This is a genomic window from Psychromarinibacter sediminicola (genome assembly GCF_029168335.1).
Classification (GTDB): domain Bacteria; phylum Pseudomonadota; class Alphaproteobacteria; order Rhodobacterales; family Rhodobacteraceae; genus Psychromarinibacter; species Psychromarinibacter sediminicola.
Genome location: NZ_JARGYC010000003.1, coordinates 17,418 through 36,818 on the forward strand (window position 1 = coordinate 17,418; position 19,401 = coordinate 36,818).

General features: G+C 66.9%; 23 protein-coding genes and 1 pseudogene. 19 read left to right on the forward strand and 5 right to left on the reverse strand.

The features are described from left to right. Nucleotide 1: 1 nt before the first annotated feature. The 3 genes from P1J78_RS01695 to P1J78_RS01705 all read left to right on the forward strand — a co-directional run bounded on the left by P1J78_RS01695 (nt 2) and on the right by P1J78_RS01705 (nt 1,374). Nucleotides 2–286: a DUF1330 domain-containing protein gene (locus P1J78_RS01695; RefSeq protein WP_275565582.1), complete on the forward strand. Its 285-nt coding sequence runs from the start codon at nt 2–4 to the stop codon at nt 284–286. An 83-nt stretch (nt 287–369) separates the two neighbouring features. Beyond that, nucleotides 370–750 (forward strand): MOSC domain-containing protein, encoded by a 381-nt coding sequence (locus tag P1J78_RS01700; protein ID WP_309568076.1) that lies wholly within the window; start codon nt 370–372, stop codon nt 748–750. Between the two features lie 342 nt (nt 751–1,092). Beyond that, nucleotides 1,093–1,374, forward strand: a complete 282-nt coding sequence (locus P1J78_RS01705; protein WP_275565583.1) for a hypothetical protein — start codon at nt 1,093–1,095, stop codon at nt 1,372–1,374. Between the two features lie 110 nt (nt 1,375–1,484). Here the strand turns inward: P1J78_RS01705 and typA are convergent, their stop codons facing one another. Both typA and P1J78_RS01715 read right to left on the reverse strand, forming a co-directional pair. After that, the gene (typA, locus tag P1J78_RS01710; RefSeq protein ID WP_275565584.1) at nt 1,485–3,305 is read right to left on the reverse strand and encodes a translational GTPase TypA; all 1,821 of its coding nucleotides are present in this window, start codon (nt 3,303–3,305) and stop codon (nt 1,485–1,487) included. 104 nt (nt 3,306–3,409) lie between these two features. Further along, nucleotides 3,410–3,739: an SMR family transporter gene (locus P1J78_RS01715; RefSeq protein ID WP_275565585.1), complete on the reverse strand. Its 330-nt coding sequence runs from the start codon at nt 3,737–3,739 to the stop codon at nt 3,410–3,412. 103 nt (nt 3,740–3,842) lie between these two features. Here P1J78_RS01715 and P1J78_RS01720 point away from each other — a divergent pair, with 103 nt between their 5' ends. Beyond that, the gene (locus P1J78_RS01720; RefSeq protein WP_275565586.1) at nt 3,843–4,865 is read left to right on the forward strand and encodes an amidohydrolase family protein; all 1,023 of its coding nucleotides are present in this window, start codon (nt 3,843–3,845) and stop codon (nt 4,863–4,865) included. A gap of 8 nt (nt 4,866–4,873) precedes the next feature. On the opposite strand, the pseudogene P1J78_RS25420 reads toward P1J78_RS01720, so the two are convergent. Both P1J78_RS25420 and P1J78_RS01730 read right to left on the reverse strand, forming a co-directional pair. Then, nucleotides 4,874–5,083 (reverse strand): annotated as a pseudogene (locus P1J78_RS25420) (YitT family protein); the annotation flags it as partial. Nucleotides 5,084–5,099: 16 nt separating this feature from the next. Beyond that, on the reverse strand, nt 5,100–6,314 hold the full coding sequence (locus P1J78_RS01730; RefSeq protein ID WP_275565587.1) for an NADP-dependent isocitrate dehydrogenase: 1,215 nt from the start codon (nt 6,312–6,314) through the stop codon (nt 5,100–5,102). A gap of 167 nt (nt 6,315–6,481) precedes the next feature. Here P1J78_RS01730 and P1J78_RS01735 point away from each other — a divergent pair, with 167 nt between their 5' ends. Next, entirely contained in the window at nt 6,482–7,600 is a 1,119-nt protein-coding gene (locus tag P1J78_RS01735; protein ID WP_275565588.1) for a T6SS phospholipase effector Tle1-like catalytic domain-containing protein, read from the forward strand. 93 nt (nt 7,601–7,693) lie between these two features. Then, entirely contained in the window at nt 7,694–7,870 is a 177-nt protein-coding gene (locus tag P1J78_RS01740; RefSeq protein WP_275565589.1) for a YqaE/Pmp3 family membrane protein, read from the forward strand. A 69-nt stretch (nt 7,871–7,939) separates the two neighbouring features. On the opposite strand, the gene P1J78_RS01745 is transcribed toward P1J78_RS01740, so the two are convergent. Beyond that, nucleotides 7,940–8,593: an alpha/beta hydrolase gene (locus P1J78_RS01745; RefSeq protein ID WP_275565590.1), complete on the reverse strand. Its 654-nt coding sequence runs from the start codon at nt 8,591–8,593 to the stop codon at nt 7,940–7,942. 155 nt (nt 8,594–8,748) lie between these two features. Here P1J78_RS01745 and iscR point away from each other — a divergent pair, with 155 nt between their 5' ends. From iscR to P1J78_RS01810, 13 genes are all read left to right on the forward strand, one after another. Continuing rightward, a complete protein-coding gene (gene iscR, locus P1J78_RS01750) occupies nt 8,749–9,228 on the forward strand; it encodes a Fe-S cluster assembly transcriptional regulator IscR (protein WP_275565591.1) in 480 nt (159 codons plus the stop codon). Between the two features lie 64 nt (nt 9,229–9,292). Then, complete coding sequence (locus P1J78_RS01755) at nt 9,293–10,339, forward strand: cysteine desulfurase family protein (RefSeq protein WP_275565592.1); 1,047 nt, start codon at nt 9,293–9,295, stop codon at nt 10,337–10,339. A 19-nt stretch (nt 10,340–10,358) separates the two neighbouring features. Then, nucleotides 10,359–11,909: a Fe-S cluster assembly protein SufB gene (gene sufB / locus P1J78_RS01760; protein ID WP_275565593.1), complete on the forward strand. Its 1,551-nt coding sequence runs from the start codon at nt 10,359–10,361 to the stop codon at nt 11,907–11,909. Between the two features lie 92 nt (nt 11,910–12,001). Beyond that, complete coding sequence (locus tag P1J78_RS01765; RefSeq protein ID WP_275565594.1) at nt 12,002–12,325, forward strand: hypothetical protein; 324 nt, start codon at nt 12,002–12,004, stop codon at nt 12,323–12,325. Further along, the gene (locus tag P1J78_RS01770) at nt 12,322–12,825 is read left to right on the forward strand and encodes a cupin domain-containing protein (protein WP_275565595.1); all 504 of its coding nucleotides are present in this window, start codon (nt 12,322–12,324) and stop codon (nt 12,823–12,825) included. The genes P1J78_RS01765 and P1J78_RS01770 overlap by 4 nt, the downstream gene beginning before the upstream one ends. Before the next feature lie 3 nt (nt 12,826–12,828). Next, nucleotides 12,829–13,431, forward strand: coding sequence for a hypothetical protein (locus tag P1J78_RS01775; protein WP_275565596.1), 603 nt, complete (start codon nt 12,829–12,831; stop codon nt 13,429–13,431). 118 nt (nt 13,432–13,549) lie between these two features. Continuing rightward, complete coding sequence (sufC, locus tag P1J78_RS01780; protein WP_275565597.1) at nt 13,550–14,323, forward strand: Fe-S cluster assembly ATPase SufC; 774 nt, start codon at nt 13,550–13,552, stop codon at nt 14,321–14,323. Then, on the forward strand, nt 14,323–15,612 hold the full coding sequence (gene sufD / locus P1J78_RS01785; RefSeq protein WP_275565598.1) for a Fe-S cluster assembly protein SufD: 1,290 nt from the start codon (nt 14,323–14,325) through the stop codon (nt 15,610–15,612). The genes sufC and sufD overlap by 1 nt, the downstream gene beginning before the upstream one ends. Beyond that, nucleotides 15,612–16,106: a YIP1 family protein gene (locus tag P1J78_RS01790; protein WP_275565599.1), complete on the forward strand. Its 495-nt coding sequence runs from the start codon at nt 15,612–15,614 to the stop codon at nt 16,104–16,106. The genes sufD and P1J78_RS01790 overlap by 1 nt, the downstream gene beginning before the upstream one ends. Next, the gene (locus tag P1J78_RS01795; protein ID WP_275565600.1) at nt 16,106–16,711 is read left to right on the forward strand and encodes a Yip1 family protein; all 606 of its coding nucleotides are present in this window, start codon (nt 16,106–16,108) and stop codon (nt 16,709–16,711) included. Before P1J78_RS01790 ends, P1J78_RS01795 begins: the two co-directional genes overlap by 1 nt. Then, entirely contained in the window at nt 16,704–17,927 is a 1,224-nt protein-coding gene (locus P1J78_RS01800) for a cysteine desulfurase (protein ID WP_275565601.1), read from the forward strand. The genes P1J78_RS01795 and P1J78_RS01800 overlap by 8 nt, the downstream gene beginning before the upstream one ends. A 116-nt stretch (nt 17,928–18,043) precedes the next feature. Further along, the gene (locus P1J78_RS01805; RefSeq protein WP_275565602.1) at nt 18,044–18,664 is read left to right on the forward strand and encodes a sensor histidine kinase; all 621 of its coding nucleotides are present in this window, start codon (nt 18,044–18,046) and stop codon (nt 18,662–18,664) included. Continuing rightward, nucleotides 18,661–19,374, forward strand: coding sequence for a Crp/Fnr family transcriptional regulator (locus P1J78_RS01810; protein WP_275565603.1), 714 nt, complete (start codon nt 18,661–18,663; stop codon nt 19,372–19,374). The genes P1J78_RS01805 and P1J78_RS01810 overlap by 4 nt, the downstream gene beginning before the upstream one ends. Nucleotides 19,375–19,401: the final 27 nt, after the last annotated feature.

Consider the following 19,401-nt stretch of genomic DNA (forward strand, 5'->3'; position numbering starts at 1 on the left):
GATGGGCGCACTCTGGATCGCGCATGTGACGGTGAGCGACGAGGACAGCTACGCGAAATACGCCAAGATCGCGACCGAGGCGATCGCGGAACACGGCGGCGTGTTCCTGGCGCGCGGCGGGCGGTATCAGGTGCTGGAGGGCAAGGACCGGCCGCGCAACGTGGTGGCGCGGTTCCCCAGCATGGAGGCGGCGGTGGCGTGCTACAACTCGCCGCGCTACCAGGAGGCGCTGGAATTCGCGAAGGTCGCCGCCGAACGCGACCTGATGGTGGTGGAGGAGGTCTGAGGACCCTTGCCGAGCTGACCGCGACCGACGCGCAGGCGGGGCGAATCGACTGGATCGGGCTGCGGCCGGAGCGGCGCGGCGCGATGCGGCCCGTGAGCGCGGCGGAGCTGCGCCCGGACGGGCTGGCGGGCGACCACGCGCGGGCCGGAAAGCGGGCGCTGACGCTGTTTCAGGCAGAGCATCTGGCCGCGGTCGCGGGCTTTCTCGGGCGCGGGGCGGTGCCGCCGGAGCTGTTGCGGCGGAACCTGATGATATCCGGGCTGAACCTCTCGGCGCTGCGCGGCGTGGCGCTGGCCCTGGATGGGGCCGTGGTGCGGATCACGGTTCCCTGCGCGCCCTGTTCGCGGATGGAAGAGGCGCTCGGCCCGGGCGGGTATAACGCGATGCGCGGACATGGCGGCTGGTGCGCCGAGGTGTTGCAGCCCGGCCCGGTCGCCACGGGCGCGCCCGTTCGCCGCGTCTGATCTGGGTCCGATCCGGGCCCAATCTGGGGTTGAACCCGGTCAACCGGTTGATCTGCGTGTTTGATTCGTCTTATCCCCAACCATCGGCCGCCGATAGGCCCTCAAAGTCGGAACAATCGCAAAGGCTTAGGCCGTTTGTTTCGCCCGGATAGCCAATTTATGAATCGCGGCCTCCGGCCCTGCGCGCGGAAGTGATGCGCGATGAACACAAATCCGGTGCGATTCCCGAGAAAATTCACGTTTTCCATGCCAATCCACGAATCCGGTAACCGCGGGTACTAGGTCAGATGAAATCCAGCATGGTAAATCTGACTCACTTTTTGGGTAACGGAGGTTCTAACAATGAAATCGATCCTGACCGCTGCAGCTGCCGCTGTTGTTCTCACCGCTGGTTCCGCGATGGCCTGGGAAGGCCGGACTGTCGCCTGCTTCGACAAGGTGTGGGTGCCGGCCACCTATGCCACCGACAAGGTTCTCGTGAAGCCGGCGAAAGAGCGCTACGAGCACAAGAACGGCCGCATCGAGCTGGTCCACTACGCCCCGGTTTATCGGGAAATCAAGACCCTGGCCTCGAAGGGCTACTGGGTCATGAAGGAAGTCAGCTGCGGCTGCCCCAAGTGCTGATGACCTGACCGGCGCCGGTGACATCCCCACCGGCGCATCTGTCTTCCGGCGTCTTTCTGTCGCCGGACGAGCGCGGGCCTGATCAGCCCGCGCTTCTTGTTTGTCCGGAGCTACTCCGCCGCGCGGGCCTGCCGCTTGCGCTCGTGCGGGTCCAGGAACCGCTTGCGCAGCCGGATCGCGTTGGGCGTCACCTCGACCAGCTCGTCGTCGTCGATATAGGCGATGGCCCCTTCCAGGCTGAGCTGCACCGGCGGGGTCAGGCGCACCGCCTCGTCCGAGCCCGAGGCGCGCACGTTGGTCAGCTTCTTGCCCTTGAGCGGGTTCACCTCCAGGTCGTTCTCGCGGCTGTGCTCGCCGATGATCATGCCCTGATAGACCTTTTCCTGGGCGCCGATGAACATGTGGCCCCGCTCTTCCAGGTTCCAGAGCGCATAGGCCACGGCCTCGCCCGCCTCCATCGAGATCAGCACGCCGGCGCGGCGGCCGGGAATCGGCCCCTTGTGCGGCGCCCAGCCCTGGAACACGCGGTTCAGCACCCCGGTGCCGCGCGTGTCGGTGAGAAACTCGCCGTGATAGCCGATCAGCCCGCGCGACGGCACATGGGCGACGATCCGGGTCTTGCCGGTGCCGGCGGGTTTCATCTCGACCAGGTCGCCCTTGCGGGGGCCGGTGAGCTTTTCGATGACGGCGCCGGAATAGTCGTCGTCCACGTCGATGGTGACTTCCTCGATGGGTTCGACCGTCTGGCCGTCCAGCTCGCGCAGGATGACCTGCGGGCGCGAGATCGACAGCTCGAACCCCTCGCGGCGCATGTTCTCGATCAGCACACCCATCTGCAGCTCGCCGCGGCCCGAGACCTCGAAGGCCTCGCCGCCCGGCGTGTCCTTGATCTTGATGGCGACGTTCGACTCCGCCTCCTTCATCAGCCGTTCGCGGATGACGCGGGACTGCACCTTCTTGCCGTCGCGCCCGGCGAGCGGGCTGTCATTGATGCCGAAGGTGACGGTGATCGTCGGCGGGTCGATGGGCTGGGCGTCGATCGGCTCGTCCACCGCCAGCGCGCAGATCGTGTCGGCGACGGTGGCCTTGGACATGCCGGCGATGGAGACGATGTCGCCGGCCTCGCCCTCGTCGATGTCCTGGTGGCCGAGGCCGCGGAAGGCGCGCACCTTGGCGACGCGGAACTGCTCGATCTTCTGGCCGATGCGCGAGATCGCCTGCACCGTCTGGCCCACCTTCACATGGCCGCTCTCGATCCGGCCGGTCAGCATCCGGCCGACGAAGGGGTCGGCGGAGAGCGTGGTGGCGAGCATCCGGAAATCCTCGTCCCGGTGGTGGATCTGCTTGGGCGCGGGGACGTGGTTGACGATCAGCTGGAACAGCGCCGAGAGATCCTTGCGCGGCCCGTCGAGGTCCGCATCCGCCCAGCCGGAGCGGCCGGAGGCGTACATGTGCGGGAAATCGAGCTGGTCCTCGTCGGCATCGAGCGCCGCGAAGAGGTCGAAGCATTCGTCGAGCGCGCGGTCGGGCTCGGCGTCGGGCTTGTCGACCTTGTTCAGCACGACGATGGGGCGCAGGCCCAGGGCGAGCGCCTTGGAGGTGACGAACTTGGTCTGCGGCATCGGGCCCTCGGCGGCATCCACCAGCAGCACGACGCCGTCGACCATCGACAGGATGCGCTCCACCTCGCCGCCGAAATCGGCGTGGCCGGGGGTGTCGACGATATTGATGCGGGTGCCCTTCCATTCCAGCGAGGTACATTTCGCCAGGATGGTGATGCCGCGCTCGCGTTCCAGGTCGTTCGAGTCCATGGCACGCTCGGCCACGGCCTGGCCCTGGCGAAAGGCACCGGACTGTTTCAGAAGTTCGTCGACGAGCGTGGTCTTGCCGTGGTCGACATGGGCGATGATCGCGATATTGCGCAGGTCCATTGAGGTCGTCTCTTGTGGGGAGTTGCGCGGCTGATACCTGCTGTCCGGGCCGGTGGCCAGCCCCTACCGCGACACGGCGCGGGCCCGCGCGCTCTTTCCCGGGGTCAGTGCGGCGCGGTCGCCGAGAACAGGTGGATCACCAGGATACCGCCCAGGATCATCGCGATGCCGAGGATCGCGGGCAGGTCGAGCCGCTGGCCGAAAGCAACATAGCCGATGATCGCGATGAACACGATGCCGAGCCCCGACCAGATGGCATAGGCCACGCCGACCGGTATCGTGCGCAGCGCCAGGGCCAGCAGGTAGAAGGCGACCGCATAGGCCACGGCCACCACGACCGACGGCACGAGGCGGGTGAACTGCTGGCTGGCCTGCAGCGCCGTCGTGCCGATGGTCTCGGCGGCGACGGCGAGGACGAGATACAGGTAGGTCATGGCGCGCTCCTTTGACGGGGGCGTAGCCGCTGAATTCGCAGGGGGAAAGGGAATTCACTCGCCTCGCCGCTCGTGTAGTCTGGCGGGAAAGAAGGAGGACCGCATGCAGGATTCGGAAAAGCGCGCAGAAGCCCTGCTGGCGCGGCTGGAGCGCGGCGGGCTGGTGATCGACGGGGACGTGCATATCAGCGACCCGGCCGCGCTGCCCGACTGGCAGGAGCGGCGCCGCGCCGAGGATCCGAACTATTTCCACGGGCGCACGATCTCGGCCGAGGACGCGGTCGCCGAGATGGACGCGGCCGGGGTCGACATGGCGCTGGTCTGGCAGAATCCGGCGGCCACGACCTACGGCAATGATCCCTGCGCGAATTACCATGCGCTGCTGGAGGCCAACCGCTATATCGCCGAGGCCGCGGCGCGCTATCCCGACCGCTTCATCCCGGCGGGCTGGACCGACCCGAAGGCGCTGGGGCTGCAGCACGCCTGCGACCTTGTCGACCGGCTGACCGGCGAGATGGGCATGGCCATCGTCAAGATGAACCCGGCGCAGAACGCCTTCCGCATGGCCTCGGAGCCGGTGATGCGCGTGGTCGAGCATATCGTTGCGCGCGGCGCGGTGCCGGCGTTCCATTTCGGCGCCGACACGCCCTATACCCCGGCCGAGGATCTGCGCGCGCTGGCCGAGGCGTTTCCCCAGGTGCCGGTCATCGGCGTGCATATGGGCGGCGGCGGGGCCGCCTATCCGGACGCGGACGAGACCTATGCCAAGGCGCGGCAATACGGGTTGGAGGTGCCGAACATCTTCTACATCCTGTCGGCCAAGCGCGACACGCATATCGAGAGCGACCTGATCGCCTATACCGCCGCCGGCCCCGAGGCGGCGGCGCGGATCGCCTGCGCCTCGGATGCGCCCTATGGGCGGATGGCGTGGAACTTCGGCGGCTTCCGGGCGATGTTCGACACGCTGCGCGCCGGCGTCCCGCCCGATCCGCGGCTGGCGCCGGGGATGTTCACCGACGCGGTCGTGGCCGGCTATATGGGCGACAACCTGGCGCGGCTGGCGGCCGGGGCGCTGCGCGGCTGGCTGGCGCAGCGGGCCGATACCCGCGCGGCCGATGCGGGGTGAGGCTCAGGCGCGATGTAGCGGTCGCGGCGGTGGTTGAAGGCGATCACCAGGTTCAGCACCACCGCGCCCAAAAGCGACCACAGCACGACCGGCACCGGGAACAGCAGAAAGCCCGCGGCGAAGATGACGGCGTCGGCGATCAGCTGGACATAGCCGGCGCGGAAGCCGGTGGTGTCCTGCACCAGCGGCGCGACGACTCCGAGCCCGCCTCCCGTGCCGTCCGGGGCAGGCCGATCAGCCCGACAGCGCCTTGTTCAGATTCGCGTCGATCTTTTCCAGGAACCCCATGGTGGTCAGCCAGCCCTGGTCGGGCCCCACCAGCAGCGCGAGGTCCTTGGTCATGTGCCCGTCCTCGACCGTCTGGACCACCACGCGCTCCAGCGTCTGGGCGAACGACATCAACGCGATGTTCTCGTCGAGCTTGGCGCGGTGCTTCAGCCCGCCGGTCCAGGCGTAGATCGAGGCGATGGAGTTGGTCGAGGTCTGCTTGCCCTCCTGGTGCTGGCGGTAGTGGCGGGTGACCGTGCCATGCGCGGCCTCGGCCTCGACGATCTTGCCGTCGGGCGTCATCAGCTGCGACGACATCAGGCCCAGCGAGCCGAAGCCTTGCGCCACAGTGTCGGACTGCACGTCGCCGTCGTAGTTCTTGCAGGCCCAGACGAATTTCCCGTTCCATTTCAGCGCGCAGGCGACCATGTCGTCGATCAGCCGGTGCTCGTACCAGATGCCGGCCTCCTTGAACCTGTCGGCGAACTCGGCGTCGAAGATCTCCTGGAACAGGTCCTTGAAGCGGCCGTCATAGGCCTTGAGGATGGTGTTCTTGGTCGACAGATACACCGGCCAGCCGAGGTTGAGCCCGTAGTTGAACGAGGCGCGGGCAAAGTCGCGGATCGACTCGTCCTGGTTGTACATGCCCATGTAGACGCCGGCATCGGGGGCGTCGTAGACGTCCTTCTCGATCACCTCGCCGTCGGCGCCCTCCCATTTCATGGTCAGCTTGCCGGCGCCGGGAAAGTGGAAATCGGTCGCCTTGTACTGGTCGCCGAAGGCGTGGCGGCCGACGACGATGGGCTGGGTCCAGCCGGGCACCAGGCGCGGCACGTTGCGGCAGATGATCGGCTGACGGAACACGACGCCGCCCAGGATGTTGCGGATCGTGCCATTGGGGCTGCGCCACATCTTTTTCAGCCCGAATTCCTCGACCCGCCCCTCGTCGGGGGTGATGGTGGCGCATTTCACGCCGACGCCGATCTCCCTGATCTTCTCGGCGGCATCGACCGTGATCTGGTCGTCGGTGCGGTCGCGCTCCTGGATCGACAGGTCGTAATAGAGCAGGTCGATGTCCAGATAGGGCTCGATCAGCTTCTTCTTGATGAAGTCCCACATGATGCGGGTCATCTCGTCCCCGTCGAGCTCGACGACGGGGTTGTCCACCTTGATCTTGGTCATGGGGCCTCCGGGCATGTCTGAATCGCGGCTTGCAGGCGTCTTAGCGGAAACGGCTGCCCCGGGGAAGGCGGTATGCCACGGTATACGGAATGCGGTTCGCCTTTAAGTTGGGCCGCTCAAGGCGCCTGTGGTATTGTCCGGACAGTACTGGTTAGAGGTGTTTGCTCATGAAACGTATTGCCATCTTCTGCGACGGAACCTGGAACCGCGCAGATGCCAGATTTCGTACGAACGTAATGGAACTGTCCCGCGCCGTTTTGCGAACGGAGGAGGACGGGATAACGCAACAGGTGATCTATGTGGCGGGCGTCGGGACCGGCCGGGGTACCTCGCGCGCGTCTCGATGGCTGGACAAGCTGACGGGCGGCGCCTTCGGCTGGGGCTTGGCCCAGAACATCGAGGAGGCCTATTGGCACCTGGCGTTCAACTACGAACCGAACGACGAGATATTCCTGTTCGGCTTCTCGCGGGGGGCCTTCACGGCGCGGTCGCTGGCGGGGTTGATCCGGTCCTGCGGCATTCCGCCCGTGGAGAACATCCAGCGGATTCCCGAAGCGATGAGGTCCTACGAAGCACGTGGGCCGGAGAACCATCCCGATGCGCCGGGCTCGCTGAAATTTCGGGCGGAGTTCTCTCCCAGGGTGGCGACCAGCAAGCGTGACGTCGACTACCGCGAGGAGGAAGGGTTCGGCGCGGCGATCCAACTGGAACTCGCCTATCTTGGCGTCTGGGATACGGTGGGCTCCCTTGGCGTGCCAAATCAGCTCATGATCAGCAAGCACTGGAACCGCAAGTACCAGTTTCACAACCTCAATCTGTCCCGCAGCGTCGCTTCGGCCAGGCACGCCGTCGCGGTGGATGAACGACGCAAGAACTTCATGCCGGCGTTGTGGGACAACCTCGACGACCTGAACGGCGACAGAGAGGGCGTGGCGCGGGACTATCAGCAGCTCTGGTTCCCGGGCGATCATTCGGCGATCGGGGGCGGCGGCGACAACAAGGCGTTTTCTGCGAAGACGCTGGAATGGGTGGCCGAGGGCGCGACGAGGCAGGGTCTGCGATTCAATACGGCCATGCTGGACGAGTTGACGGAACCTGCGGACGCATTCGGGGATGTCCGGGGGTCGACAGAGCCACCATCGTGGCTGGGGCGGGTTCTGCGGTGGTCCTCGGCGGACCGCGATCCGCCGGACCACCGAGGCGTCCTTGCCGAGTTCACGACCTTGCGGCTGAATGAGGACAGAAGCTACCGGCCGAAAACGCTAGAGCCGTTCTGGCCGGAGTGATGACAGCGTCTTTGAGTGCAGCAGGGGGCAACCGCGGAACCTGACCGGTCAGGCGGCGTTGAGGTCGCGAAAGCCGCGAAAGGAGACGACCCCATGGACCTGATCCGCATCATCCTTGCCATCATCCTGCCCCCGCTCGGCGTGTTTCTGCAGGTAGGGCTGGGCAAGCATTTCTGGCTGAACATCCTGCTGACACTGCTGGGCTATATCCCGGGCATCGTGCATGCCGTCTGGATCATCGCCAGGGTGCCGGAGCATCGCCCGGCCTGACCGGAGCGGGCCTCGCGAAGGGCCGGCCCGTCACGGGGCCGGTCCATTCTTACCCGGACGTCGCGGCGGTCAGCGCGTCGATTCCGTCAGCCGCCGGCGCACGTAATCGTCGACGACGCCGATCATCTGCTCCATATGCGGGTCCTCGAAGAAGTGGCCCGCGCCTTCCACCTCTCGGTGGGTGACGGTGATGCCCTTCTGCTCGTGCAGCTTGTCGACCAGCGCATAGGTGTCGCGCGGCGGCGCCACGCGGTCGGCCGAGCCGTTGACGATGAGGCCCGAAGACGGGCAGGGGGCGAGGAACGAGAAGTCGTACATGTTCGCCGGCGGCGAGACCGAGATGAAGCCGGTGATCTCCGGCCGCCGCATCAGAAGCTGCATCCCGATCCACGCGCCGAAGGAGAACCCGGCGACCCAGCAATGCTTGGCGTTCTGGTTCATCGACTGCAGGTAGTCGAGCGCCGAGGCGGCGTCGGACAATTCGCCCACGCCCTGATCGTATTCGCCCTGGCTGCGCCCGACGCCGCGGAAGTTGAACCGCAGCACCGTGAACCCCATGTTGAAGAAAGCGTAATGCAGGTTGTAGACGACGCGGTTGTTCATCGTGCCCCCGAATTGCGGATGCGGGTGCAGGATGATGGCGACGGGCGAGTCCTTGGTTTTCTGGGGATGATAGCGGCCTTCGAGCCGGCCCTCAGGGCCTGGGAAGATTACCTCGGGCATTCTTTTCCTCTTATCATCGGCTCCGACCGCTTCCTTTCTTGACTGTTTTCGTCAGACACCTTAGAACAATTCTAATCCGGTGTTGCAGCAGCGGGCCGCACTGGGTCAGAGTGCAGTTAATGACCGCGCGGCAATAGGTCAATGGAGGGTGCGCCGTGAAACTGTCGACGAAGGGCCGGTATGCAATGGTCGCGCTGGCTGATCTGGCGCTGGAGGGGCCGGAGCGGCTGTCCTCGCTCGGGGACCTGTCGAAGCGGCAGCGGATCTCCTTGCCGTATCTGGAGCAGCTGTTCGTCAAGCTGCGCCGCGCCGGGCTGGTGGAGTCGGTGCGCGGGCCGGGCGGCGGCTATCGCCTGGCGCGGCCGGCCTCCGAGATCCGGGTGGCGGATGTGCTGGGCGCCGTGGACGAGACGGTGAGCGCGATGCATACCGGCGCCGGCGCCTCGGGCGGGCTGTCGGGGACCAAGGCGCAGTCGCTGACCAACCGCCTGTGGGAAGGCCTGTCGGCGCATGTCTACGTGTTCCTGCACCAGACGCGGCTGTCCGATGTGGTCGAGAACGACCTGGCGCCGTGCCCGGCGGTGCCGACGCTGTTCTCGGTCGTGGACGAGGCGTCGGAGGCGGAAGAGGCGTGAACGCGCCTGCGGCGCGTGCCTGCGGCGCGCGTATTTGGAACGAGAAGAAGCCTGGGAGCTTGAGTTGACCGACCGCGTGTATCTCGACTGGAACGCGACGGCGCCTTTGCGGCCCGAGGCGCGCGAGGCGGTCTGCGCGGCGCTGGACGTCGCGGGCAATCCGTCCTCGGTCCATGCCGAGGGGCGGGCGGCCAAGGCGATCGTCGAGCGGGCGCGCGGGCAGGTGGCGGCGGCCTTCGGGGCGGAAGGGGCGGATATCGTGTTCACCTCCGGCGCGACCGAGGCGGCGGCGCTGGGGCTCGCGGGCCGCGGGCTGATCGGTGCGGATGTGGAGCATGACGCGGTGGCGGCGTGGATCGACCCGGTGCTGCCGGTGGACGCATCGGGCCGCGTTCACGTGAAGGACGCCGCGCAAAGCGTTCTGCAGGCGGCGAATTCCGAGACCGGCGTCGTGCAGGACCTGCCCGAGGGTCTGGCGCTGTGCGACGCGACGCAGGCCTGGGGCAAGCTTCCCGTCGCGTTCAATTGGATGGGCTGCGAGATGGCGCTCGCCTCGGCGCACAAGCTGGGGGGGCCGAAGGGCGTGGGCGCGCTGATCGTCAGGCGCGGCACCGACCTGGAGGCCCGGCTGAAAGGCGGCGGCCAGGAGATGGGCCGGCGCGCCGGCACCGAGAACGTCGCCGGCATCGCCGGGTTCGGCGCCGCGGCGGAGGCGGCGGCGCGCGATCTGGCCGACGGCGTCTGGGCGCGGGTGGAAAAGTTTAGAAATATTCTAGAGAACGGGATTGAGGCTGCCGCGCCAGAGGTTATCTTTGCCGGAAAAGATGCATCGCGGCTGCCGAATACCTGCTGCTTCGCGATTCCGGGCTGGAAGGGCGAGACGCAGGTGATGCAGATGGACCTGTCCGGCTTCGCCATATCGGCGGGTTCGGCCTGTTCCAGCGGCAAGGTCCGGGCCAGCCGCGTGCTGCGCGCCATGGGATACGACGACACGGTGGCGTCCTCGGCGATCCGGGTCTCGCTGGGACCGGCCACGACGGAGAATGACATCGGGCGTTTCATCGACGCCTGGACCGCGCAATACCGGAAGTTCCGGGCCCGCGCGGCGTGAGGGAAAGGAAAGGCCGAGAATGGCAGACGTGCAGGACACTCAAGTCAAGGACAGCCAGGTCAAGGAAGGCGTGGACCAGGAGACGGTGGACGCCGTCCGCTCGATGGCCGGCAAGTACAAGTACGGCTGGGAAACCGACATCGAGATGGACTATGCCCCGAAGGGCATCGACGAGGACATCGTCCGCCTGATCTCGGAAAAGAACGGCGAGCCGGAGTGGATGACCGAGTGGCGTCTGGGCGCCTATCGCCGCTGGCTGGAGAAGGAAGAGCCGAACTGGGCGATGGTCGAATATCCGCGGATCGACTACCAAGAGCAGTATTACTACGCCAAGCCCAAGTCGATGCAGGAGAAGCCCAAGTCGCTGGACGAGGTGGATCCGAAGCTCCTGGAGACCTACGAGAAGCTGGGCATCCCGCTGAAGGAGCAGATGATCCTGGCCGGCGTCGAGGGGGCCGAGAACGCCCCCGCCGAGGGCCGCGAGGCGGATCGCAAGGTCGCCGTGGACGCGGTGTTCGACTCGGTCTCGGTGGGCACGACCTTCAAGAAGGAGCTGGAGAAGGCGGGCGTCATCTTCTGCTCGATCTCCGAGGCGATCCGCGAGCATCCCGAGCTGGTGCAGAAGTATCTCGGCTCGGTCGTGCCGGTCAGCGACAACTACTTCGCCACGCTGAACAGCGCGGTGTTCTCGGACGGCTCCTTCGTCTACGTGCCGCCGGGCGTGCGCTGCCCGATGGAGCTGTCGACCTATTTCCGGATCAACGCCGAGAATACCGGCCAGTTCGAGCGCACGCTGATCATCGCCGACAAGGGCTCTTACGTGAGCTACCTCGAAGGCTGCACCGCGCCGCAGCGCGACACCACCCAGCTGCACGCGGCGGTGGTCGAGCTGGTCGCGCTGGAAGACGCCGAGATCAAGTATTCGACGGTGCAGAACTGGTTCCCCGGCGACGAGGAAGGCCGGGGCGGCATCTACAACTTCGTCACCAAGCGCGCCGATTGCCGGGGCGACCGGTCCAAGGTGATGTGGACCCAGGTGGAGACCGGCAGCGCGGTGACGTGGAAATACCCGTCCTGCATCCTGCGGGGCAATGAATCGCAGGGCGAGTTCTACTCCATCGCGATCACCAACAACTGGCAGCAGGCCGATACCGGCACCAAGATGATCCATCTCGGCAAGGACACGCGCTCGCGCATCGTGTCGAAGGGGATCAGCGCCGGCCAGGCGCAGAACACCTATCGCGGGCTGGTCTCGGTGCATCCCAAGGCCACGAACGCGCGGAACTTCACGCAATGCGACTCGCTGCTGATCGGCGACAAGTGCGGCGCGCATACGGTTCCGTATATCGAGGTGAAGAACAACTCCTCGCGCTGCGAGCACGAGGCGACCACCTCGAAGGTCGACGAGGATCAGCTGTTCTACTGCCGCCAGCGCGGCATGGACGAGGAAGAGGCCGTGGCGCTGGTCGTCAACGGGTTCTGCAAGGACGTGCTGCAGGCACTGCCGATGGAGTTCGCGATGGAAGCGCAGCAGCTGGTGGCGATCTCGCTGGAAGGCTCGGTGGGGTGACGCGCCCTGTGGCCGGATATCCCGCCCCTTGCGGCTGCGCGGTGGCGCCGGCGGGCGCCGGGCGGCCCTGACGCGCGGCGCGAGGCGATCCGATGGTTGGGAATTCCGCGGAAGAAGGCGTGCTGCAGCAGCTCCGGCACCCGTCGCATTCGGACCCGGCGCGCATCGTGGCGCTGGCGGCGCTGGTGGCGGGCCTGCTGGCCGGGTGGGGTGCCTGGGCGTGGATCCCCGGGCTTGCCTTCGTTGGCGCGCTCGCATTCGGGCTGCTGGTCTGCATCGGGGTCGCCTGGACCCTGGGGCGCCGGGTCGCGGCGCAGGCAGAGGCCCGGCGGGGGGCCGAGTTGGAGGCACAGCGCCGGGCCGAGACGGCGGCGGCCGATCTGGCCCTGGCGCGCATGAAGGAGACCGGCAAATGACCATTCCTGTCGTCAACGTCCACGATGCCGAAGGCTTTCCCAGCGGTCCCGAGGGCAGCGACCGTTTCGGCGCGACGATCGCGCCCCTGACGGACGCGCTGGGGATGCGCGGACTGGGAGCGATGTACGTCACGGTCGAGCCGGGACGGCGCGCCTTTCCCTTCCACAATCACCTGGGCAACGACGAGATGTTCGTCGTGCTGGAGGGCGAGGGAACCTACCGCTTCGGCGAGCAGGAATACGAGGTGCGCGCGGGCGATGTGTGCTCGGCCCCGCGGGGCGGGCCGGAAGCGGCGCACCAGCTGATAAACACGGGCGACAGGCCGCTGAAATATCTCGGGATCTCGACGCTGAACGATCCCGACATCATGGAGTATCCCGACAGCGGCAAGTTCGCCGCGCTGGCCATCGCGCCGGGCGACAGCTTCATGGCGGCGCATCTGAAGCATGTCGGCCGCCGCGAGGACGCGCGCGAGTATTTCGAGGGCGAGGAGCTCTAGCCGATGAACGCGCCCGAGACCCCGCAGATCGAGCGCCCCGCGCTGACCCTGCCGCCCGCCGAGGCGGCCTGGCTGCAGGAGCGCTATGCCGCGGCGGGCGTGATCCTGGAATACGGCAGCGGCGGCTCGACGGTGATCGCGGCCGAGCTGGGCAAGACGGTCTTCTCGGTGGAAAGCGACCGGGACTGGGCGGCGATGATGGCCGGCTATTTCGACGCGCATCCGCCCGAGGGCGCCGTGCACCTGCATCCGGTGAATATCGGGCCGACCGGCAAATGGGGCTCGCCGCGCAACGAGAACGGCTGGCGCAACTATCACAAGTACCCCGTAACCGTCTGGGACCGCAAGGATTTCCGCCAGCCGGACCTGGTGCTGATCGACGGGCGGTTCCGCGCGGCGTGCCTGGTGGCCACGATGATCCGGACCGCGCGGCCGGTGACCGTGCTGTTCGACGACTATGTCGGGCGCAAGCCCTATCACGCGGTCGAACGCTGGATCGCGCCGGCCGAGACGCGCGGCCGCATGGCGCGGTTCGAGGTGGAGCCCTGGCAGATCCCGCCGCAGGACCTGGCGCAGGTGCTGATCCTGTTCAACCGGCAGCAATGAGGCGATGGCGATGATCGTGACCACCCCGCCCGGCGCCCGGCGCCCCCAAGCGGATGCGACCATCGGCTGAGAATGCAAACCGGCCGCCACGGCGGCCCGCGACGAGATGAGGAAGAACATGCTGGAAATCAAGAACCTGCACGTCAAACTTGAAGAAGAGGACAAGCAGATCCTGAAAGGGGTCGACCTGTCGGTCGGCGCCGGCGAGGTGCATGCGATCATGGGGCCCAACGGGTCGGGCAAGTCGACCCTGTCCTATGTCATGTCCGGCCGCGACGGCTATGAGGTGACCGACGGCAGCATCGCGCTGGACGGCGCCGACATGCTGGAGATGGAGCCGGAGGAGCGCGCCGCGGCCGGCCTGTTCCTGGCGTTCCAGTACCCCGTCGAAATTCCCGGCGTCGGCAACATGACCTTCCTGCGCACCGCACTGAACGCGCAGCGCAAGGCGCGCGGGCAGGAGGAGATCAGCGCCGCCGACTTCCTGAAGCTGATCCGCGAGCGCGCGAAAGAGCTGAAGATCGGCAGCGAGATGCTGAAGCGGCCGGTCAATGTCGGCTTCTCGGGCGGCGAGAAGAAGCGCAACGAGATCCTGCAGATGGCCGTGCTGGAGCCGAAGATGTGCGTGCTCGACGAGACCGACAGCGGGCTCGACGTGGACGCGATGAAGCTGGTGGCCGACGGCGTGAACGCGCTGCGCTCGGAGGGGCGGTCGTTCCTGGTGATCACCCACTACCAGCGCTTGCTGAACCACATCGTGCCGGACGTCGTTCACATCATGGCCAACGGCAAGATCGTGAAGACCGGCGGCAAGGAGCTGGCGATGGAGGTCGAGGAGAACGGCTATTCCGACATCCTGGACGCGCAGAACGAAACCGGCGAGGTGGTGTGATGGCTCTGCCGCAGGCGAAACAGGACACGACCGAGGCCCGGCTCGCGGCGCTGACGCGCCCCGAGGGCGCGGCCTGGGCGAGCACGGCGCGCGACGCGGCGCTGGCCCGGGTTCGCGAGATGGGGCTGCCGCACCGGCGCGACGAGTACTGGAAATACACCCGGCCCGACGGCCTGACCGCGCCCGAACCGGCGCCCGCGGCGCTGTTCTCGGGCGACGAGCAGCCGCTGTTCTCCGAGATCGACCGGGTGCGGCTGGTCTTCGTGGACGGCGTGTTCGACCCGGACCGGTCCGACGACCCGACCCTCGCCGGCGTCGAGATCGAGCGGCTGCAGGACGCCAGCCGCGCCGACATCCACTGGGCCAAGGAGGTCTACGGCGTGCTGGAGGCGCGGGGCCAGGTCCCGGTGCAGCGGCCGCTGGCGGCGCTGAACACCGCCTTCGCGACGGACGGCGTGCTGATCCGGGCGACCGGCAAGGCGGAGCGGCCCGTATCGCTGATTTATCTCCATGAATCAGAGACCTCCGACGCGATCCTGCACCACGTTGTGAAGGTCGAGCCCGGCGCCGAGCTGACGCTTCTGGAGAACGGCCCCGCCGCCGCGCGGTTCAACAAGGTGCTGGAGGTCGAGGTCGCCGACGGCGCCGCCTTCCACCACGTCCGCGCCCAGGGCCGCGACCACGAGCGGCAGGCGGTCACCCATACCTTCGCCCGGCTGGGCAGGGAGAGCACGTTCAAGTCCTTCACCATGACGGCGAACGGCGTGATGACCCGCAACGAGAGCGTGATCGAGCTGACCGGCGACGACGCCACCGCGCATGTCGCGGGCGCCTGCATGGGCGACGGCGACTTTCACCACGACGACACGGTCTTCGTCACCCATGACGCGGTGAATTGCGAAAGCCGGCAGGTGTTCAAGAAGGTGCTGCGCAACGGCGCCACCGGCGTGTTCCAGGGCAAGATCCTGGTGAAGCCCGAGGCGCAGCGCACCGACGGCTACCAGATCAGCCAGTCGCTGCTGCTGGACGAGGACAGCCAGTTCTACGCCAAGCCGGAACTGGAGATCTACGCCGACGACGTGCAGTGCTCGCACGGCTCCACCTCGGGCGCCATCGACGAGACGGCGCTGTTCTACCTGCGCTCGCGCGGGCTGCCGGAGAGCGAGGCGCAGGATCTGCTGGTGCTGGCCTTCCTGGCCGAGGCGATCGAGGAGATCGACGACCCGGCCATCGCCGAGGACATCCGCGTCCGGCTGGAGGCCTGGCTGGCGCGGCGGCGCAAGGACTGATGGCGGTGACCACCGACATCGCGGGCATGTATGTCCGCCCGCGGGCGGTGGTCCGCCGGCTTCTGTCCATGGGCCAGCGCGAGGACCGGGCGCTGCTCTACCTGATGCTGTCCTGCGGGCTGATCTTCGTGGCGCAGTGGCCGCGACTGTCGCGCGAGGCGTATCTCGACCCCGAGGTGCCGCTGCAGGCGCTGATCGGCGGGGCGCTCCTGGCCTGGCTGTTCCTGGCGCCGCTGATCCTCTACGCGCTGGCGGCGCTCACGCGGATCGTGGCGCGCGTGCTGGGCGGGCAGGGGACATGGTTCACGGCGCGGCTCGCTCTGTTCTGGTCGCTCTTGGCGGCGGTGCCGGCCTGGCTGCTGACGGGGCTCGTGGCGGGGTTCGTCGGCCCCGGCCCGGCGCTGAGCCTGACGGGGGCTCTTGCGTTCGGCGTGTTTCTTCTGTTCTGGGGGCTGAGCCTATGGGAAACGGAGCGGACGGGCCTGTTGGCATGATGCCGGATCTGAAGACGCTGATCGCGCAGGCCTGGGCCAGCGTCACGCAGCCGCGCGAGGCGGCGCGCTGGGTCATGAGCTTCGACATGCCGCGGCTGGCGCGGTGGGAGGTGCTGCTGCTGGTGGTGGCGCTGTCGGTCATCGCGGCGCATATCAGCATCGTCTGGCTCATCGGCCCGGGCCCCGAGGCCGGCATGATGGCGCCGCTTTTGCAATATCCCTGGACCACGGCGATCATCCAGATGTCGATCCTGGTGATCTCGGTCTTCGCGGTCTTCTGGATCGGCCGCGCCATGGGCGGCACCGGCGGCTTCGGCGACGCGATCCTGCTGGTGGCCTGGCTGCAGTTCTGTCTGCTGTGCCTGCAGGTGGTGCAGACCGCCGTGATGCTGGTCTTCCCGCCGCTGGCCGGTCTGATCGGGCTGGCGGGCGTGGGGCTGTTCTTCTGGCTCCTGACCAATTTCGTGGCCGAGCTGCACGGCTTTCAATCGCTGGGGCAGGTCTTCCTGATGGTGATCGTGTCGATCCTCGGGATCGTCTTCGCCCTGTCCCTGATCCTCACCCTCATCGGCATCACCGTGCCGGGAGCGCCAGGCAATGTATGACGTCACCGAAATCCGCCGCGACTTCCCGATCCTCTCGCGCGAGGTGAATGGCCGGCCGCTGGTCTATTTCGACAACGGCGCCTCCGCGCAGAAGCCCCAGGCCGTCATCGACGCCGTGACCCGGGCCTATGCGGAGGAATATTCCAATGTCCATCGCGGGCTGCACTTCCTGTCGAACCTCGCCACCGAGAAGTACGAGGGCGTGCGCGGCAAGATCGCGCGGTTCCTGAACGCCGCCCACGAGGACGAGATCGTGATGAACACCGGCACGACCGAGGGGATCAACATGGTCCTCTACGGCTGGGCCTCGAAGATGTTCAGGGACGAAGACTCCGAGATCGTCCTGTCGGTGATGGAGCATCACGCCAACATCGTGCCCTGGCATTTCATGCGCGAGCGGCACGGCACAGAGCTCAAATGGGTCGACACCGACGCCACCGGCTGGCTCGACCCGCAGAAGGTGATCGACGCCATCGGGCCGAAGACCAAGCTGGTGGCGATCACGCATCTGTCCAACGTGCTGGGCACCGTGGTCGACGTGAAGGCCATCGTCGAGGGCGCCCATGCCAAGGGCGTGCCGGTGCTGATCGACGGCAGCCAGGCCGCGGTGCACATGCCGGTGGACGTGCAGGAGATCGGCTGCGACTTCTACGCGATCACCGGCCACAAGCTCTACGGCCCCTCCGCCTCGGGCGCGATCTATGTCCGCCGCGACCGGATGGCCGAGATGCGCCCCTTCATGGGCGGCGGCGACATGATCAAGGAAGTCTCCAAGGACGAGGTGATCTACAACGACCCGCCGATGAAGTTCGAGGCGGGCACCCCGGGCATCGTGCAGATGATCGGGCTGGGCGCCGCGCTCGACTACATGATGGATCTGGGGATGGAGAACATCGCCGCCCACGAGGCGCATCTGCGCGACTATGCGGTCGAGAAGCTGTCGGGGCTGAACTGGCTGCACCTGCAGGGGACGGTGCCGGACAAGGCGGCGATCTTCTCGTTCACGCTGGACGGGGCGGCGCATGCGCATGACATCTCGACCATCCTCGACAAGAAGGGCGTGGCGGTGCGCGCGGGCCACCACTGCGCCGGGCCGCTGATGGATCATCTCGGGCTGACGGCGACCTGCCGGGCCTCGATGGGGCTCTACAACACGACCGAGGAGATCGACGTGCTGGTCGACGCGCTGGAACTCTGCCACGACCTCTTCGCCTAGAAAACTTACGCAGCGAAACAATTGTTGGCGCGCCGCACGCGGTGGTTGTCTAGCGTGAACGGGGCAAGGACACGAACCGCCGGGCGGTCCGGCGCAGGCCTTACCGGAGGGAGTTCATGCCCGATGGAGACACCGCCGCGATGGATCAGGGGCTGCAATACCGCGAATCCTGGCACCGGCTGAAAAACGCCCTGCAAACCGTTGAAATCCTGACCAGGCGCGAAATGCGCGCGGCCCAGGGCGACGAGGCGCGCCGGCGCCTGAAATATCTGGACGACAACATCCTGATGCTGATGCGGCTGAACGATGCGCTGAACCGCGGCGTCGACCTGCAATCGGCGTTCCGCGACGTCACCGAATACTGGCGCAGCGCCTGCGCCGATTACGGGATCGAGGTGCGGTTCCTCTGCGGCAGCCGCGCCGCCCTGCCGGAGCGCAACGCGACCTCGCTCGCGCTCCTGACGCACGAGGCGGTGACGAATTGTATCGAACACGCATTCCCTGACGGCCGAACCGGGCTAATTGTCATCAGTATGCGCGCGGACGGCGATGGCCATAGCGCGCTGGAGGTGGCCGACGACGGTGTCGGGATCCGCCAGACGGGCGGCACGCTCGGACAGTCGCTGATGCATGCCCTGGCCGCCAGCATGGACGGCGCGCTTTCGGTCCAGGAGCGGGACCGCGGCGGAACCTCCGTCGTCGTCCGGTTTCCGTCCAGAGGACAGGAGGTTACTTGAAAAATGCAACGGCCAAAAGACTTGGTCACGGCGCGGCGCTGAACCGCGAGGATCTTGCGCGGCTCGACCGATTTCTGCACCCCGTTCGCCGCGTGCCGGCGGGGACCGACCTGATCCAGCGGGGCGAGACGGTGAGCTGCGTGCGGCTGATGATCAGCGGGCTGTCAGCGCGCTACAAGCTGCTGCCGGACGGGCGGCGGTCGATCATGGCGCTGCTGCTGCCCGGCGATTTCTGCGATCTGCATGTCGGCGTTCTCGGACACATGGATCATTCGGTGATGACCCTGGCCGAAAGCGAGGTGGTCGAGACCTCGCAATCCGACATCGACGGGATGATGGGCGCGTTTCCCAATATCGCAAGAGGCATGCGGTGGATCGACATGGTCGACCAGAGCATCACGCGGGAATGGCTGGTCAGCATGGGGCGGCGGCGCGCCGACCGGCAGATGGCGCATTTCTTCTGCGAGATCTATCACCGCATGGACATGATCGACGAGGTCGGCTCGAACAGCTTCGCCCTGCCGATGACGCAGGAGGAGCTGGCCGACACGCTGGGCATCACGCCGGTCCATGCGCTGCGCGTGCTGCAATCGCTGCGCCAGTCCGGGATGGTGCAATTCCAGGACGGCCGGATCAGCATTCCGAAACTCGATTCGCTGGAAACCTTCGCCGAGTTCGAGGGCGACTATCTGCATCTGGGGCGATCCTAGGACGGCTCGCACCTCGATAACCGGCGC

Coding starts and splice junctions, on each gene's coding strand:
- P1J78_RS01695 (WP_275565582.1), top strand. CDS start 2: ATGGGCGCACTCTGGATCGCGCATGTGACGGTGAGCGACGAGGACAGC.
- P1J78_RS01700 (WP_309568076.1), top strand. CDS start 370: ATGCGGCCCGTGAGCGCGGCGGAGCTGCGCCCGGACGGGCTGGCGGGC.
- P1J78_RS01705 (WP_275565583.1), top strand. CDS start 1,093: ATGAAATCGATCCTGACCGCTGCAGCTGCCGCTGTTGTTCTCACCGCT.
- typA (WP_275565584.1), bottom strand. CDS start 3,305: ATGGACCTGCGCAATATCGCGATCATCGCCCATGTCGACCACGGCAAG.
- P1J78_RS01715 (WP_275565585.1), bottom strand. CDS start 3,739: ATGACCTACCTGTATCTCGTCCTCGCCGTCGCCGCCGAGACCATCGGC.
- P1J78_RS01720 (WP_275565586.1), top strand. CDS start 3,843: ATGCAGGATTCGGAAAAGCGCGCAGAAGCCCTGCTGGCGCGGCTGGAG.
- P1J78_RS01730 (WP_275565587.1), bottom strand. CDS start 6,314: ATGACCAAGATCAAGGTGGACAACCCCGTCGTCGAGCTCGACGGGGAC.
- P1J78_RS01735 (WP_275565588.1), top strand. CDS start 6,482: ATGAAACGTATTGCCATCTTCTGCGACGGAACCTGGAACCGCGCAGAT.
- P1J78_RS01740 (WP_275565589.1), top strand. CDS start 7,694: ATGGACCTGATCCGCATCATCCTTGCCATCATCCTGCCCCCGCTCGGC.
- P1J78_RS01745 (WP_275565590.1), bottom strand. CDS start 8,593: ATGCCCGAGGTAATCTTCCCAGGCCCTGAGGGCCGGCTCGAAGGCCGC.
- sufB (WP_275565593.1), top strand. CDS start 10,359: ATGGCAGACGTGCAGGACACTCAAGTCAAGGACAGCCAGGTCAAGGAA.
- P1J78_RS01765 (WP_275565594.1), top strand. CDS start 12,002: ATGGTTGGGAATTCCGCGGAAGAAGGCGTGCTGCAGCAGCTCCGGCAC.
- P1J78_RS01770 (WP_275565595.1), top strand. CDS start 12,322: ATGACCATTCCTGTCGTCAACGTCCACGATGCCGAAGGCTTTCCCAGC.
- P1J78_RS01775 (WP_275565596.1), top strand. CDS start 12,829: ATGAACGCGCCCGAGACCCCGCAGATCGAGCGCCCCGCGCTGACCCTG.
- sufC (WP_275565597.1), top strand. CDS start 13,550: ATGCTGGAAATCAAGAACCTGCACGTCAAACTTGAAGAAGAGGACAAG.
- sufD (WP_275565598.1), top strand. CDS start 14,323: ATGGCTCTGCCGCAGGCGAAACAGGACACGACCGAGGCCCGGCTCGCG.
- P1J78_RS01790 (WP_275565599.1), top strand. CDS start 15,612: ATGGCGGTGACCACCGACATCGCGGGCATGTATGTCCGCCCGCGGGCG.
- P1J78_RS01795 (WP_275565600.1), top strand. CDS start 16,106: ATGCCGGATCTGAAGACGCTGATCGCGCAGGCCTGGGCCAGCGTCACG.
- P1J78_RS01800 (WP_275565601.1), top strand. CDS start 16,704: ATGTATGACGTCACCGAAATCCGCCGCGACTTCCCGATCCTCTCGCGC.
- P1J78_RS01805 (WP_275565602.1), top strand. CDS start 18,044: ATGCCCGATGGAGACACCGCCGCGATGGATCAGGGGCTGCAATACCGC.